This window comes from Micromonospora sp. ATCC 39149 (assembly GCF_000158815.1).
Taxonomy (GTDB): Bacteria; Actinomycetota; Actinomycetes; order Mycobacteriales; family Micromonosporaceae; genus Micromonospora.
The window spans coordinates 88341-104390 of sequence record NZ_GG657738.1 but is presented as its reverse complement, the minus strand read 5'-3'; the positions used below and the strand labels follow the sequence as shown (position 1 = coordinate 104390).

General features: G+C 69.2%; 12 protein-coding genes and 1 pseudogene. 4 read left to right on the top strand and 9 right to left on the bottom strand.

Features of this window, described 5'->3' with window-relative positions; all coding sequences use genetic code 11:
• Window positions 1-141: 141 nt before the first annotated feature.
• Window positions 142-1452, bottom strand: coding sequence for an MFS transporter (locus MCAG_RS00415; protein WP_036375836.1), 1311 nt, complete (start codon window positions 1450-1452; stop codon window positions 142-144).
• A 61-nt stretch (window positions 1453-1513) separates the two neighbouring features.
• Here MCAG_RS00415 and MCAG_RS00410 point away from each other — a divergent pair, with 61 nt between their 5' ends.
• The gene (locus MCAG_RS00410) at window positions 1514-1906 is read left to right on the top strand and encodes a MerR family transcriptional regulator (RefSeq protein WP_036375834.1); all 393 of its coding nucleotides are present in this window, start codon (window positions 1514-1516) and stop codon (window positions 1904-1906) included.
• A gap of 71 nt (window positions 1907-1977) precedes the next feature.
• Here the strand turns inward: MCAG_RS00410 and MCAG_RS30105 are convergent.
• The 3 genes and pseudogenes from MCAG_RS30105 to MCAG_RS00395 form a co-directional block, all read right to left on the bottom strand.
• A pseudogene (locus MCAG_RS30105) lies at window positions 1978-2539 on the bottom strand (GNAT family N-acetyltransferase); the annotation flags it as partial.
• 466 nt (window positions 2540-3005) lie between these two features.
• Window positions 3006-3866 (bottom strand): hypothetical protein, encoded by an 861-nt coding sequence (locus tag MCAG_RS00400; RefSeq protein WP_036371717.1) that lies wholly within the window; start codon window positions 3864-3866, stop codon window positions 3006-3008.
• A 464-nt stretch (window positions 3867-4330) separates the two neighbouring features.
• On the bottom strand, window positions 4331-4918 hold the full coding sequence (locus MCAG_RS00395; RefSeq protein WP_007071027.1) for a GNAT family N-acetyltransferase: 588 nt from the start codon (window positions 4916-4918) through the stop codon (window positions 4331-4333).
• 1319 nt (window positions 4919-6237) lie between these two features.
• On the opposite strand from MCAG_RS00395, the gene MCAG_RS00390 reads away from it, so the two are divergent.
• The 3 genes from MCAG_RS00390 to MCAG_RS35525 all read left to right on the top strand — a co-directional run bounded on the left by MCAG_RS00390 (window position 6238) and on the right by MCAG_RS35525 (window position 11319).
• Entirely contained in the window at window positions 6238-7092 is an 855-nt protein-coding gene (locus MCAG_RS00390) for an SDR family oxidoreductase (RefSeq protein ID WP_007071026.1), read from the top strand.
• Between the two features lie 715 nt (window positions 7093-7807).
• Window positions 7808-8260: a hypothetical protein gene (locus MCAG_RS00385; protein WP_007071025.1), complete on the top strand. Its 453-nt coding sequence runs from the start codon at window positions 7808-7810 to the stop codon at window positions 8258-8260.
• Window positions 8261-8718: 458 nt separating this feature from the next.
• Complete coding sequence (locus MCAG_RS35525; RefSeq protein WP_255348969.1) at window positions 8719-11319, top strand: tetratricopeptide repeat protein; 2601 nt, start codon at window positions 8719-8721, stop codon at window positions 11317-11319.
• A gap of 161 nt (window positions 11320-11480) precedes the next feature.
• Here MCAG_RS35525 and MCAG_RS00375 read toward each other — a convergent pair whose 3' ends face one another.
• The 5 genes from MCAG_RS00375 to MCAG_RS00355 form a co-directional block, all read right to left on the bottom strand.
• Complete coding sequence (locus MCAG_RS00375; RefSeq protein ID WP_036371709.1) at window positions 11481-11954, bottom strand: DnaJ family domain-containing protein; 474 nt, start codon at window positions 11952-11954, stop codon at window positions 11481-11483.
• A gap of 70 nt (window positions 11955-12024) precedes the next feature.
• On the bottom strand, window positions 12025-13224 hold the full coding sequence (locus MCAG_RS00370; protein ID WP_007071022.1) for an erythromycin esterase family protein: 1200 nt from the start codon (window positions 13222-13224) through the stop codon (window positions 12025-12027).
• A 178-nt stretch (window positions 13225-13402) separates the two neighbouring features.
• Window positions 13403-14143, bottom strand: a complete 741-nt coding sequence (locus MCAG_RS00365; protein WP_007071021.1) for a DUF624 domain-containing protein — start codon at window positions 14141-14143, stop codon at window positions 13403-13405.
• A gap of 7 nt (window positions 14144-14150) precedes the next feature.
• The gene (locus MCAG_RS00360) at window positions 14151-15056 is read right to left on the bottom strand and encodes a carbohydrate ABC transporter permease (protein ID WP_007071020.1); all 906 of its coding nucleotides are present in this window, start codon (window positions 15054-15056) and stop codon (window positions 14151-14153) included.
• Complete coding sequence (locus tag MCAG_RS00355) at window positions 15053-15967, bottom strand: carbohydrate ABC transporter permease (protein ID WP_007071019.1); 915 nt, start codon at window positions 15965-15967, stop codon at window positions 15053-15055. Before MCAG_RS00355 ends, MCAG_RS00360 begins: the two co-directional genes overlap by 4 nt.
• Window positions 15968-16050: the final 83 nt, after the last annotated feature.

Sequence of the window (16050 nt, the reverse complement as noted above, 5' to 3'; positions counted from 1 at the left end):
GGTGGGCCGTCGTACTTAATGACTCAATGCCAATCTCTACTTGTCAGCCCCCTGAGGCGTGGCTTGTTCGCCCGAACCAAGGCCACGATCAAGTCATGCCCCACGGCTCTACCTCGCTGCCGACAGCGGTGGTCACAGCGTTCATGCCGGCTTCCGCCCAGGCACCTGCGGACGCGGCCTACTGGGCGGTCGGCCGGGACATGGGGGCTGATGCCGGCGTCGGTGATTTCCGCGGAGCTTCAATGCGACGGTGCTGGCGGGAACGATAAGGATCATCAACACGCCGCATCCGACGAGGATGGCGGGGGCACTGGTCCGGTCGAGGAGAAAGCCTCCGAGCGCCGCTCCAAGGGGTGAGGCCGTCAAGAGCACGGCGCTGCGTGCAGCCAGAACCGTAGTGAGCGAGTCGGCGGGCGCGCGGTCCTGGATCACGGTGAAGGAGAGCGCGGAGTAGGGGCCGTAGACGAGACCGGCGAAAACGAAGCCGATCAGGGAAGGGAAGGGGGTGTGCGTGACGGCGAAGGGAAGCATTCCGACGCCGTGACCCGTGATGATGCCCAGCATGGCTGGCCACAGGGGAAGCCGTCTAGCCGCGCCTAGCGCCAGAGCGCCGATGACGGCTCCGATTCCGAAGGCGCCCCAATAGGCACCGAGCAGCCCTGCGCCGGCATCGAGGTTGTCGGAGACGAACAAGGGAAGGGCGACTTCGACGGGACCGAAGGCGAGGTTGAACACCCAGGTGACGACGAGCAGGCCGAGGAGTTCCGGCTGACGCCGCAGAATACTCAGCCCCTGCCGTGTGCCGCTGGTCACCGGCCCTGAATCCGGTGGACACGGCAGGGCGATGCGGCCGGTCTGAAAGGCGAGCACGGCGAACGTGGCAGCGTCCAAGCCGATGATCCATACCGGGGACACCACTCCCACGAGCAAACCCGCGAGAGCTGGGCCAGCGATCATCGCGCTCCACAGACTGGTGCTGAGCACGCTGTTCGCCGCCAGACGCAGGTCGTCGGAAAGCAGAGGAGCGAACAGGGCATGCTTGCCGGCCTTGCCCCAGGCGTGCAGCAGCGAGGAGGCACCCAGCAGCCCGACGTACACGGCCGGGGTGAGCACTCCCGCCACGTGCGCGATCGGGACCGCCCCCAGCAGCACGGCCCGTAGCGCGGAGTCAGTGACCAGGAGCCGCTGCGCGGGAAGCCGCCGCATCCATCGGCCCAGGACCAGTGCGCCCAGGGCGCCGGGCAGGACGTAGGCGGCGACAGCGACGCCAGCCAGCGCACCTTGGCCGCCGTCGGGCGCCAGCGCGAGCGCGAGCCACGCGACGGCGACGACGGTCATGCCGTCGCCCAGGTCGGACAACGCGAAGACCGGCATCAGCCGCCGAAAGGCGCGGTCGGCGAACAGGGAGCGGTAGGGGCCGGGCATCAACCGCCCCGGTGCTGCTGAGAACATGCAGGTCACAGTCGTCCTTCAAGCACGCTTGAAGTCAAGCCGGACCCGGAAAGGGGCGGGCATGCGATATCTGCCCATCGGTGAGATCGCGAACAAAGCCCGGGTGCGCGCTTCAGCACTGCGCTACTGGGAGGAGCGCGGTCTGCTGCCCGGCACGCGCCGCGAGGGCGGACGCCGAGTGTGGCCCGCGACCACCCTCCGCCGGGTCGCCCTGATCAAGATGGCACAGCGGGCCGGGTTCACCCTCGCCGAGATCACACAACTGCTGACCGACGACACCACACCATCCGCTACCCGCCAGTGGCGGGACATGGCCACGCGTAAGTTGCCCGAACTCGACCGACACATCGCACAGATCCAGGCCCTGCGGCAGGCAGTAGCGGACTGTCTGGAGTGCGGCTGCATGAATTTCGATCAATGCGTACTACTCGGCGCGACAGACGCGACACCCTGACCGATAGACGCTCACGACAGACCGCCCGCAACCGCGCCTGCGGCGTGACGGGCGCGATGCGCTCCAGGCAAGCGGGCGATATCTGCTGGTCGGCGCCCGGCAATCTCATAGCGCCACACTGCCGCATCGCGCGGACAGCTCAGGGTGTTGCAGTCGGTGAGGCGCCGGTCGAAGTCGGCAAGAACGTCCGCGTCGGCGACCGTGGCGGGGCGCACCGCCATGCCGCCGGAGAAACCGTGCCGCTGATGCTGCCCGGGGCAGGCAGGTTGCGTGCCGCTGCTGCAGCGCGGCGAACAGCCGTTCGGTGAGCCGGTTTCCGCGATGTTCCGGCGCAGTGCCGACCAGTTCGATCTGGGCAACCGGCAGATGTACGCCCGCCAGGCTCCATTCCTGCCGGAGTTCGACGAGGTTGGCCACCGGGCGGCCGGTGGCCGAGTCCTCGGCGACGAGGAAGTCGTCCGGCACCACTGACGAATGCCCGTCGAGCAGGTCTTCGACCCAAGCTCCGATTCCGGGATGCGGTTGCCCGCCGGTCGCTGCCTGAAGCTGGACAGCTGCTTGTAGACAAGCGAGGTCAGCGGCGTCCGAGGCGAGCCCCGGCCGGATGGAGTAACGGTCAATATGGGTATGCATCCCTTACGCCTATCAGGCATTCATGTCCCCCGGAAGCCCGACGAGGCGGCGCGTTCAGTGTCAGCAGGCACACACCGATGGACCTGCCACCAATCGGTTGCGGCACCCGGCCCTCCGCTCGGGTCCGCACAACGAGCCCCACAGTAGCCAAAGTGACTGTGAGTAGCTGCGGATGCCCTCGGCGAGGTGATCTTGAATCCAGTGGCGCCCGAGGGGGCCAGGTTGGCGCGCCGTCGCTGGCGGCGAGGATGCGGTAGACGCTGGCCACGGAGCGGTTGCCGTGCCGCCACCACGTGGCTGTCGGTGCCGCCGCCAGCGCCGACCGTGAACCCGGCCAGGACGTTGCTCGGCAGCGACACGGCGACGTCGAGCAGCGCGGCACCGCCGGGAGGGCACATCGGATCGATGTGGTTGCCGCCCCGATGGCGGTCGGCGTGACAACGCCATCGGGGCGGCGCAAGGCGGATCACGCGTAAGGGTCGATACGACCGAAGATGACCGGGCGGGTCGTCATGTCGTGCCAGTCATTGCCGATCACGCTCCACTTGTGAGCGATGATGCGGCCGGTGGCCTTGCTGGTGCGGATGAACATCCAGCCCATGCCGGCACCGTCGGCCTCCTGCCACCCGTCGGTGGGGTGGTCGTAGAACCGGGTGTCACCGAAGCCTCGCTGATCGGCCGGATCGCCGTGCGGACTGTCGGTGCTGTCCATGACCCGGATCGCCCACTCCTTGTAGTCGGGGTGGCTGTCGCTGATCAGGCGTGAACCGGGGCCGATGATGGCCATGTGGCCGCTGCCGCCCGTGGTCGCGCCCACGTACTTGATCGCCATGATGTCGCCTGGCTGCAGCGTCATGTAGATCAGGAACGACAGGTCGAACCCGCGCATCTTCGGCACGTCGTTCGTGCCGTCCCGGTCGGCCGCGAACGCGTCGAAGAACTTCGCGCTGTTGGGGAACTTCGAGGCGAACTCGGTGGTGAAGTACGAGTCGGTTGCCCACGAGGACGAATGGGTCATCAGCCGGCGCACGAACGTGGCGCACTGCGTCTCGTTGCGGTAGGACGTCCCTACCCCGGGGGTGCCGAAGACGATCGTGGTGGTGGCCCCGGTGTCGCTGTAGAAGTTGTAGGCGCTCTCGTCCGGCCACCCGATCAGATCAAGGTTGGTGATCAGTTCGGTGGCGGCGTCCGCCAGCGGGAGAGCGTGGTTGATCCCCGACTCGGTTCCATCCTGCGCATGTGCGTGCGCCGAGCCGACACCGAGCGCCGCGGCAAGAGTGACGGCGGCACCGGCCCGCAGGACGGACCATCTGACGTTGATGCCCATCGCTTCACTTTCTGTGTGTTGGGTCCCGCAAGCGATGCGGGAGCGCATCCGGGGCGATGCGCGCAAGACGCAATACTGAACCCTTCACACGGCAAGGGCCCGCGCTTTTTCGGCTGGCACCACCCTTCGAGCACGCTGACAGAAACGTGACAGAAGCGCCGCGGCCAGCGGACCGGCGGGCCGTTCTGTGACCAGCGCCACCGGGGACCGGCCCCACTCGGTCGCCAAACAGCGTCTTTGATGTCGCAACGGCGACGCGAACTTCTTGTCATGAACGGCTCAGGTGGGCCCGTAAGACGTCGACGTGACAGAGTTCGGGGTGTCTTCCACCGGATGCGCCTGTGCTGACGCGGCGGCGGGCTCGGCTCACCCGTGGCGGGTCGAACCCGCGTCAGCGCCAGGTTGCTGTCCGGCCGTCCGCCAGGGGCTGGCGAGCAGCTGCGGTAGTCGCCTTGATCGGGCGATCACTCGTCGCCCCGGATGCGGGCGTGAAGGTGCATGTCGTGCCGGCCGTCGGAGTGGATGGCGTCGCTGCGTTTGGTGCCCTCCAGGCGGAACCCGGCCTTGACGGCGACGCGGCAGGAGCTGTTGTTGCGGGTCGAGTGGTCCAGGTGCAGACGGTGGAAACCAGCCTCGCCGAGTGCCCAGACGCTCAGTGCCGTCAGTGCGCGGGGGGCCACACCTGCTCCGCGGGCGGCCGGGAGCACCCAATATGCGCATCCAGCGACACCGTCATTAAGATTCATTCCGCCCAGCGCGATGCGCCCCAGCACCTCACCGCCGTCGCGGGTCACCGCCCAACTTGCGCCTGTCTCCTCTTCCCAGGCCCGACGATACAGTTCGAACCACTCACGTACCTGGTCTTCAGATGTGGGTTGACGAGTGTGCCAGTGCTGGATGTCGGGGTCGCGATAGGCGGCGAAGAATACTGCAGCGTCCGCCGCTTCCCAGGGGCGCAACAGCAGGCCGCCGGCGGCGAGCAGAACCGGTTGTTGACTGTTGGCGAGTGCGCCGGCGGGAATGGCGGGCGGCGTTGACAGAGTTGAGGTCAAAACTCATCCTTTTCTGGCGATGATCACGGGTGTCATGTCGGCAGGGATGGCTGCGCATCATCGGTCGTCGGAGGCAGACCACGCTCCTGACCTGCGGTGCCGTAACTTGATTGGCATAGTCGGCCGTCTTCTCTACTCCTGTAGGTGAGGCAAGTCCCGGTGCGCGGCATTGAGGACAGCGTCGCGGGTGCGGAAGGCCGGCGCTTTGTCCGTATTGCTCCGGCGGCTGGTGCCAGCGCAGCAGCATATTGTGATCCCGGATGGCCTCGATCCGGTCCATGATCCATTGGGCGATGGCGCAAACTTGCGGTAACGCGGCCAGGCCATACCAGCGGTAGCGCGGGTTGACGGTCCGTTGTATTTCCCCTGGTGAAGCGCGGAGGGCGGGGCCTGGGCGTAGGACGCCTGCGACGGCTTCATGGATGTCCTCGGGGAAGTCGCCCTGGTGGTGTTGCCCGACGCCGGTTTCCGCGGTCAGGAAGCACCATCAGCAGACCCACCCTGGTGACGCTACGACATCACTTTCACTGAGCCCGCATCAGATCCACCGAGCCGAGGCGTCAACTTCACTGCGCCACATCAGGTGCACTGCGCCAGGACACCGGGTCCTTCTCCCGGTGCCGGCCACACCCGGCCGCCGCGCACATAACTGTCATTATGATGTAGCGACGTTTTGCCCGGTTTGGGCACATCTATTAATGGATTGCTGTTACCGACAATCCGTTAATAGGTGCGGCGGGGACGCTGGAGTGGAGCTGCTGGACCACGGTGGCGCACGTCGCGCATGACCTGCTCGCCTGTGCGGGGCAGTTGGCTGGGCGGCGTGCGGACGGCTACCTGATGTGCGACCTGGTGGTCTCCCCCACCGCGTCGCCGGCCGAGGCGCTGGCGGTCGCCGCCGCGTGCGGCGGCCTGCTCGGGATGCCGGCAAGAGCCGTCGAACCGGGCCGACAGCGCCATCTTCTTCGGCAAGGGCGGCGACATCACTTCCAACCGCCGCGACGAACAGCCGGCGTGGCTGAAGTTCTACACCTGGCAAGGCCGGTTTCCGCGCGGCCGCTGCGAGCTGCATGACGACGCGGTGGTGTTCCTGGCCCGGCAGGAGCTGCTGGCCGAGCTCCGGGGGGAGCGCATCGAGCCACCGACGGACGGCGGATCGAACAGATGGCGCGCTGGTGAGCGGGCCCGAAATGTCACGCGGCGGTGCGCGCCGTATACCCGACGAATCTGATTGGCGACAGCCGATGCCCCTTCAGCTGCTCCGCCGGTTCTGACACTCTGCGGTCGGCAGGTGAACCAATGGATGGAGACCGAGGGCGATGACGAAGCGTTGGCTGGTCACGGGGTGTTCGAGTGGACTCGGCCGCGCCCTCGCGGCCCGGCTCGCCGCCGAGGGGGAGCAGGTGGTGGCGACCGCCCGGCGGCCCGAGACCCTCGACGGTCTGGTGGCACGGCATCCGGGCAACGTGGTGGCCGCCGCCCTGGACGTACGGGATGCGGCGCAGTGCGCGGCGGCGATCGGGCGGGCGGTGGACGCCTTCGGCGGCGTTGACGTCCTGGTCAACAACGCGGCTTACGGACAGTTCGGCACCTTCGAGGAGGTTTCCGACGCGGAACTCGCCGCGCAGTTCGACACCAACGTGTTCGGGCCCTGGCGGCTCACTCAGGCGGTCCTGCCGTTGTGGCGGGCGCAGCGTCGCGGGCACGCGGTCTTCGTCAGCTCGGTCGCCGGCGTGGTGCCCTTCCCGGGGCTTGCCGCGTACACCGCGAGCAAGTTCGCGGTGGAGGGGGCGGCCGAGTCGCTGGCCGCCGAGGCCGGGCATCTCGGGGTGAAGGTCACCATCCTGCAACCGGGCGGTTTCGCCACCGATTACAGCGCCAACCTTGTCATGCCGCAGCGCCGGATCGCGGACTACGCCCCGGTCGGTGACGGCATGCTGGCCGCGGTTCGGGGCATGAACACCAAGGCGGAGATCAACTCTCCCGAACTCTTCGCCGACGTGGTCTGGCGGCTCGGCCAGATGGAGTCGCCACCGCTGCGGCTGCCGGTCGGCACCGACTCGGTGACGTACCTGGAGCCTGCCTACGACGCCCGGCGCGCCGAGTACGACCAGGTCGTCAAGGCGGGCCAGCACATCCTCGCTCGACCCGCGTCGACCGACAAGCCGGCGTGAACGCGGCGCGGGCCCGGGGGTGAACAGCAGTTACGGAGCCGCGGCCACGCCCTGACGGAACTCGTGGCCGGCGGGTCCCGGCCGCCCGGTGTTCCGGATGACACACTCGGCGTCCGCCGTCGCGATCCGGGGTGCTCCCGTCCGCTCCGGGCACCGGTATGGTGGTCGATGTCTTTGGGGATCAGCCGCTTACGGGCCAGGTCCCGCATCGCGATCAGGTCGGCCACCTCCGCGTCGTTGGCCAGCCCGAGCAGATCCGCAGCGCTGCTGTTCTCGTCCAAGCGTTGCAGCCGGGAGTTGTCTACCGTCGCCGCCCGGTGCGCCAGTTTCCGTTCCGACGTTCCTCGAGGGCCGTTTCCTAGATACGGCGAAGATCAGTTCGCCGCACATGTCGTCGGTGGCGCCGAGCACGATGCCGTCGAGGGTGCGGAAGTGGCGGCCCTTGGCGTGCAGGACTGGTCTACGTCAGCACCCTCTTGCTCCAAGACGTGCTCGCCGACCCCGCTTGGGCCGGCGCGCTCACCCCCGAGGGCCGGCGCGGCCTCACCCCGCTGTTCTGGACCCACGTCGCCCCCTACGGGAGGTCCACCTCGACATGACCCGCCGGTTGGCCCTTATCACCCCGACATGATCACGTTTTCTCCCGAGTGTCGGGTACCTGACTACGCCCGGTCCGGGCGCTACGCGACATACCGCCATCGCCAATCATGGTTCCGTGAGCAAGCGGGGACGCATCGCAGGGTGGGCGGTGGCTGCCGGAGGGCTCGCCCTGGCGGCCCTCGGGGTGTACTTCGTCGTAGCCGGGCTGGACGACGGCAACCGGCTCGGCAGCGCGATCGGGCTGTTCGCCACGCTGGTCGGCCTGGGTGTGAGCGTGTACGGGGCCGTGCTCAGCCGCCGGGGCGTGTCTCAGGTATCTGGCCAGTGGGTGACCGATTGCGATGTAACCGGCGGAGTGACGCAGCTGGCCGGAGTGACCGGTAGCGTCCGCATCGGCCCGCCCGCCAAGGAGCCGGGGCGTCGCGGGCCGCATGCCCCGACTCCTCGGCAGACGGGACCCGACCGGGGCACCGCAGGCGGTGGCGGGCAGGCGGTGGCAGGGTCCGGTGTGGCGGGGCCGGTGCGGCAGGTGCGTGAGGTCGGTGGTGACGTCGAGGTCGACCCGTGAGCCCGCTGTGGCGCCGTTGGCAACGGGTCGATCCGGGGCAGGCGGTGATCGGCAGCGTCGTCTTCGGGGACGTCATTCAGCTTTTCGGCATTGGCGGGGACGTCACGATCACCACCGACCGGCCGCCATACCGGGTGGAGGAGTTCCCTCTCAACCGTCAGCCCTTGTCGCCGGAGCGAGCGCGGGAGCAGCCCAGCCGGTTGTTGCTGGCCCAGCACCAGGTAGTGCCTTTCACCGGCCGCGAGGTTGACCTGGCGAACCTCCACGTGTGGATGCGCGAGCCGGGTGGGGTATCGGTCCGGTTGGTGTTCGCCGGGGGTGGGCAGGGCAAGACCCGCCTGGCCGCGCACCTGGCCGCAGGGTACGCCGGGCAGGGGTGGGGGACCTGGCGGGTCATCCACACCCCGACTCCGGCACCGGGGCAGGTCTGCCGGGTGAAGCTGCCGGGATCGCGGCGGGTGCTGGTGGTGGTCGACTACGCCGACCGGTGGCCGCCGTCGGACCTGCTGGCCCTGCTCACCCATCTGACCTTCATCTCGCAACGCGCAAGGGCGACAATGCGGGTATTGCTACTGGCCCGTTCCTCCCGCGCGTGGTGGCCCGCGGTCCGCGCCCGCGTCACCAGCGACCTGCGGATCGAGGCCAGCACCCAGGAGCTGCCCCCGTTGGGGGACCAAGTCGACCGGGGCGATCTGTTCCGTGATGCCCGAAGCCGCTTCGCACAGACCATGGACGTGCCTGACCCCAGGGGGCTGCGGCCACCCGACGCCCTGACAGGGGAGGAGTTCGCCCAGATCCTCGCGGTCCACATGGCCGCCCTGGTGGCCGTGGACGCCCACCGCCGCGGCGCGAGAGCCCCGACTGCGCCGCATGCGTTGTCGGCGTACCTGCTGGACCGGGAGGAGGCCTACTGGCTCGCCCTCCACCAACGCAGCCAGGGTCCCCGACTGCCCGATGTCCCCGGGATCCGACCGGAGGTGATGGGCCGTACCACCTACCTGGCCGCCGTCACCAACGCCGTCCCCCGCGCCACCGCCCACGCCGCCCTGGCCCGGGTGGGGCTCGCCTCCACCATCGAGGCCGCCGATGAGGTCATCGACGCCCACCGCCACTGCTACCCACCCGAGGACCCCCGCCTGGTCCTGGAAGCTCTGCGCCCCGACCGGCTTGCCGAAGACCTCATCGCCCTCACAACTCCAGGACACCCCCACACCACCGACGGCGGACGTGAACCTGATGACTGGGTCACCACCGCCGCCCATAACCTCCTCGCCACGACCGATGATCCACCCCCGTGGACCAGCACCGCAGTCACCGTCCTGACCGAAACCGCCCACCGCTGGCCCCACATCGCGACAGGCATGCTCTATCCCCTCCTGCGGCAGCGACCCGACCTCGCTCTCACTGCTGGTGGCACCACCATCACCCGACTGGCCACCATCCCCAACGTCGACCCCAGCGTCCTGGAAGCCATCGACGCACTCCTACCACCCCACCAGCACGTCAACCTTGACATCGCCGCCGCCGCCATCTCCACCGCCCTCATCCAGACTCGTCTCGCCGCCACCACCGACCCCGCACGGAAAGCACAACTCCACGCCGATCACGCCGGCCGCCTTCACAACGCCGGACAACGCCAAGAGACCCTCGCTCCGGCCGAGGAGGCTGTGGCGATCCGCCGCCGGCTGGCCGAAGCCGACCCCGCCGCCCACGAACCCGACCTCGCAGCGTCCCTGACCAGCCTCGGCGTGCGTCTGTGGATGTTGGAACGTCGCCAGGAGGCGCTCGCTCCGGCCGAGGAGGCTGTGGCGATCCGCCGCCGGCTGGCCGAAGCCGACCCCGCCGCCCACGAACCCGGTCTCGCCGCGTCGCTGAGCAATCTCGGCGTCTTTCTCGTAGGGCTGGGCCGCGGTCGGGAGTCCCTGGCCCCGGCCGAAGAGGCCGCAGCCATCCGCCGCCGACTCGCCGAGACGAACCCGGCCGCCTACCAACCCGACCTCGCCGCGTCGCTGAACAACCTCAGCGCCCGTCTGTGGGATCTGGGGCGCTACCGGGAGGCCCTCGCCCCGATCGAGGAGGCCGTGGCCATCCGCCGCCGACTCGCCGAGACGAACCCGGCCGCCTACCAACCCGACCTCGCCGCGTCGCTGACCATCCTCAGTAGCTGTCTGTGGGATCTGGGGCGCCGTCAGGAGGCCCTCGCCCCGATCGAGGAGGCCGTGGCCATCCGCCGCCGACTCGCCGAGACGAACCCGGCCGCCCATCAACCCGACCTCGCACACTCTCTGAACAACCTCAGCGCCCGCCTAGCGGATCTGGGGCGCCACCAGGAGGCCCTCGCCCCGATCGAGGAGGCCGTGGCCATCCGCCGCCGACTCGCCGAGACGAACCCGGCCGCCCATCAACCCGACCTCGCAATCTCGCTGGACAATCTCGGCATCCAGCTGGCGGATCTGGGGCGCCACCAGGAGGCCCTGGCCCCGGGCGAGGAGGCCGTCAAGGTCTTCCGGCGGCTGACCCAAGCCGAACCCGCCGCCTACCAACCCGGCCTCGCAACGGCGTTGAGCAACCTCGGCGTCCGCCTGTCACAACTGGGGCGCTACCCGGAGGCCCTCGCTTCGACCGAGGAGGCCGTGGCCATCCGCCGCCGACTGGCCGGAGCCGAACCCGCCATCTACGAACCCGACCTCGCAACGTCGCTAGGTAACCTCGGCCTCTTCCTGTCGGAATCAGGGCGCCGGCAAGAGGCCCTGGCCCCAGCCGAGGAGGCCGTGGCCATCCGCCGCCGACTGGCCGAAGCCGAACCCGCCGCCTACGAACCCGACCTCGCGAGGTCCCTGTGGTCGTACGCACTGGTCTGTCTGGGGCTGAATCATGATCTGCCCGGCGCGTTGGCCACGGCGCAGGAAGCGGTGGGCATCTACCAGCGGCTCGCCGAACAGATCCCGGATGCGTTCACACCGCTCCTCCAGGCGGCATCCCGCACCCTCGCCGATGTCCTCGATTGCTTGGGCCGCAGCAGGGAGACGACCAAGTTGCGGCGGCGGCTCGATATGTAAGCCCACAGCGTCGAATCCGCTATGTGGTGATACGACTTCCTTCAGGCTACCTCGACGCCGCCGTCCACGGCGTCCGCTCCACCGACTGGATGTGGCAGGCCGCGCTGCCCTGACCGCAGGAGGTGGCGCGGGCCGGTGCGGTGGGACGGGGACGGCGTGGGTCAGCGGCGTCGCCACGGCCATCGCCAGGCGCGCCGGGGCCGCTGCCCGGTGGGCGGTGGCTGCGCGGCGGGGCGCTCCCGCGCGTCGCCCGCGTCGCGGGCGGAGCCCCGGCGGACCACCTCGTCGGCGTTGACCGGGCGGACCAAGACCCGCGGACCGACCGGGTTACGCAGCCAGGCCACCACCTGCGTGTTGAGGTCGGCCACGTACGCCCGCACGGACGCCTCGGTGGGCAGGTCACGCACCTCGTCGGGGATTCGCTCGATCCGGCGGCGCAGCAGCAGGGGGGTGGGCAGCAGCAGTTCGCTGGGCAGCTTCTCGCGCTCCAGGTAGCTCCTGATCCACCACGACTCGTCGTAGGGCACGCCGCGGCCGGGGATCGGCTTGCCCATACCCGGCAGGTTGTCGAACTCGCCGCGTTCCTGGGCGGCGCGGATCTGCGCCTCGGCTGCCGCCTCCCACCTGCTGCTCACCTGGCCACCCCCCATTCCACGGTAGCCGCTACCCACCGCCGACAGGCCGGTGAGGGGCCGCGTGCGCAGGTCAGGTCGGCGGAACGTCCTTGACGAACACGATGGCGTCGTGGCGGGCCACCTGGGCCGGGTCCAGCGGAGAGTAACCGAACCACGGCGACACGCGGGCGGACGGCACGTCGCCGAGGATCGAGGCCAGCCGGCGGGCGTCGACGACGTACCGGTCCTGCGGGAGCGCGTACAGGAGTCCTTCGATGGTGGCCGGGGGTGGGGTGCCCACGCCGTGGTGGTGGTACGTGCCGAGGGCCGTGGCCAGGAAGGCGTACGCCTCGCCCAGCTGCGCGCCGACGATCGCGCCGGCGCTCCACCACTGCACCGGCAGGCCGCCCATCCGTATCGTGCTCCTGTCCCGCTGTAGGTGGGCGTTGTGGGCGTACACCAGTGTCGGGCCGCGTTCGGCGAGAGCGAGCAGGTTGGCTGCCATCATCGACGCCCGTTGGCCCAGCAGCCGCGCCATCCGGTCCGGTGACGTGTCGGCCATCCAGAAGTGGTACCGCAGCAGCCCGATGGCGGTGCGCCCGTACAGGCGTGCGCGGTCCCAGTCCGCCAGCGAGGACGTCGCTATCAGGTGCGGCGTCTGCGCGTCGAGCAGTGCCACCAGGTCGTCGGCGAGCAGCCGTAGCTGCGCGGCCTCCGGGGTCTGCCCCACGGACCGGGAGGGGTCCATCATCGCGGCGGGATCGGTCCACCGGTCGTCGGCGCCGAGCAGGTGGTCGAGTGTCCGCGCGGTGCGGGCAAGCAGTTCGGCGTCGACCCGGGCGGCGAGGTAGGCGTGCAGGGCGGTGAGGGACTGCCGAGGGCTCGCGGCGCCGGTGATCTCCAGCGGTCCGTCGAACCCGGCGAAGCGCAGCCGCTGCGCCGCCGGCCGATCCTTGTTGTACGCACGCATCCAACGCACCAGCTCGCGGTTGGCCTCGGACGCGCCGAACCCGTGGCTGAAGCCACGTTCCATGACCTCGTCGAGGGTGCCCTCGCCCGAGGCGACGTAGTCGTCCACGACCAGTCCTGACATGCAGTCGCTCTCGATCGTGATCGTCCGGTAGCGCGCCTGTTCGACGAGCTGCCGGAAGAGATGGTTTCGCACGTCGAGCAGCACGTCCGCGCCGTGGGTGGGCTCGCCCACGGCGAGCAGCCGCGGCCGAGCCGGAAGCAGGCTCAGGACAGTGGCGGCGTCGACGGGATGGGCGATGTCTTCGATGCCAGCAACCATGCCTCAACCGTATCGTTGAACCAACGATACAAACTTTTCCGCTCAACAGGCCGGTAGTTGCCCACAAACCCTCAATTCGCGGCCTGGCGTAGCCGACAGCGGGCGGGCTGGCGGGGGTACCCGCCGTCGGCGGTCGCGGTTTGCACGGCCGCCGGCCGGGTCGGGGTGGAGGGTCCGGTCATGGTTTCTCCTCGCGGGGTGGGTGATGGCCATCCGGCTCATCGTCGGGGAGGAGGTGGGCCAGCGCGGCCCGGCTGTTGGCCCACACCGCGACCAGCGCGCAGCCCGGTACGGTGGCCAGCCCCAACAGCGGCGCCTGGTTGACAGACAGCGCGGCCACCAGCAGCAGAACCAGACTGAACAGGCTGAGCGGGGCCCGTCGCACCGCGGTGTACGCGGCGATCCGGACGGCCGGCCCGAAACCCAGACGCGGAGCCAGCACGGCCAGTGCCAGCGCCTGCAGGCTCGCGGCGAGCACGAGGACCGCCATGACGGCCAGCAGCGGGACGAGCAGTGCGCCGTACCGGGAATCGTGCAGGACGACGAGGTCGGTGGTGAGGATGGCGAGCAGCGCCACCGTGGCCGTCCAGCGGGCGAGCGCGGGGACGAAGAACTGCCGATAGGCGCGGACGAATTCGCGGACGGGGGGTTGGTCGGCCGGCGTCGCCGCCCGGGCAAGGTAGCCGAACGCGGCGGCCAGCGACGGGCCGACGATGATCGCCAGCAGCCCGAAGAAGACCGGGTAGCGCCAGGGCTGCGCGACCACGGCCAGCGCCACGAGCAGCGGCAGGTTGGTGACGGCCAGGCCCAGGTTGACCACGAGCACCCGGTGGACGAACGACCAGACGGTCGTCCAGGTGTCCGCGCTGACGTTGACCCGGGCCGACAGCGTCCGGTGGGGGGTGGTGGGAGCGGTCATGTGCTGGTCATTTCAGCCCGCTGGTGGCGATGCCCTGGACGAAGTAGCGCTGCCCGATGAGGAAGACGGTCAGGATCGGCAGCACCGACAGCACCGAGCCGGTCATGATCATGGCGTACTCGGCGTCGTAGACGCCCACGAACGAACGCAGACCGATCTGCACCGTCCACAGGTCGTTGCTGGTCAGGTAGATGAACGGACCCATGTAGTCGTTCCAGGTGTTGACGAAGGTCAACAGGGCGAGGCTGGCCAGCGCCGGCTTGGACAGCGGCAGCACGATCCGCGCCCAGATGCCGTACTCGCTCAGGCCGTCCACCCGGGCGGCCTCGCACAACTCGTCGGGGATGGTGAGGTAGTACTGCCGCATCAGGAACACCCCGAACGCGCCGAACGCCTGCAGGAGAATCAGCGACAGGTGGGTGTTCACCAGGCCCGCCCGCTCCATGATGATGTACTGCGGCACCATGTATGCCTGCCACGGCACGGCGATGGTGGCGATGTACGCCACGAAGAGGGCGTCCCGCCCGGGGAAGCGGACCTTGGCGAACCCGTACGCCGCGAAGCTGCCGGTGAGCACCTGCAACGCCGTGATGACGACGCTGAGGAACAGCGAGTTCTTCAGGTAGGTGACCAGCGGGATGCGTTCCCAGATGCGGGTGTAGTTGTCCCAGTGGAACTCCTCGGGAATCCACTGGATAGGGATGGTGAAGACCTGGGAGTCGAGCTTCAGCGAGGAGGTCACCATCCACAGGAACGGAACCATGACGGCGAGCCCGAGGACGGTGAGCAGGACGTGCAGGGCGATCCGGCCGGCCACGGCGCTGGGCCGCCGGCGCGGCGTCCGGGGGCGGCCGGGGGCGGCCCCGGTGGGAGCGCCGTCCCGGCGCTGCGGTGTGGTGGCGGTCGCGGTCATCGTTGCTTCCTCTGCTGGATCCGGAACTGGACCACCGTGATGAGCAGGACGATCACGAACAGGACCATCGCGATGGCGGAGGAGTATCCGAAGCGACCCTGCTCGATGCCCTCCCGGAAGATCAGCTGCGAGAGGACGAGGGTGGAGCGGCCCGGGCCACCCTCGGTCATCACCTGGACCAGGTCGAAGACCTTGAAGCTGGAGATGGTCAGCATGATCAGGACGAAGAAGGTGGTGGGGCGCAGCGAGGGCAGCGTGATGTGCCAGAACCGCTGCCAGGGGGAGGCGCCGTCCATCTTGGCGGCCTCGTACAACTCACCGGGGATGGTCTGCAACCCGGCCAGGTAGAGCACCATGTAGTAGCCCATGTCCCGCCAGACGCTGGTGATGATCAGCGCGGGCATGGCCCAGGTCGTCGAGGTCGTCCAGCCGGGTGGGCTGTCGACGCCGACCGCGCGCAGGAACTGGTTCACCGGGCCGGCGTCGGGGCTGAACAGCATGTTCCAGACCACCGCCACGGCCACCAGCGAGGTGATGTACGGGAAGAACAGTGCGGTACGGAAGAACCGCACCCCGCGCAGCTTGCGGTTGAGCAGGACGGCGAAGCCCAGGGCGGCGACGAGCGTGAGCGGCACGTGGCCGGCGGCGTAGTAGATGGTGTTGTACAGCGCGGTCCAGAAGCTCTCGCTGTCCACCATGCGGCGGAAGTTGTCCAGGCCCACCCACTCGGGCGTGCTGTAGGAGTTCCACTTCATGAAGGCGAGGGCCAGCGAGGCGACGACGGGCACCAGCGTGAGGGCCGCGAAGCCGATGAAGTTCGGCAGGATGAAACTCCAGCCGGCCAGCGTGTTGCGCCGGCGGAGCCTGCTGCGCGTCCGGGGGGCGGACGCGGATGCGGTGGTGGAAACCATGGTGGGTGCTCGTCCGGGGCCCGGACGTTCCTCCTTCCCTGAGGTGGACGGTGCCCCGGGGGCGATGGGCCCCCGGGGCACCC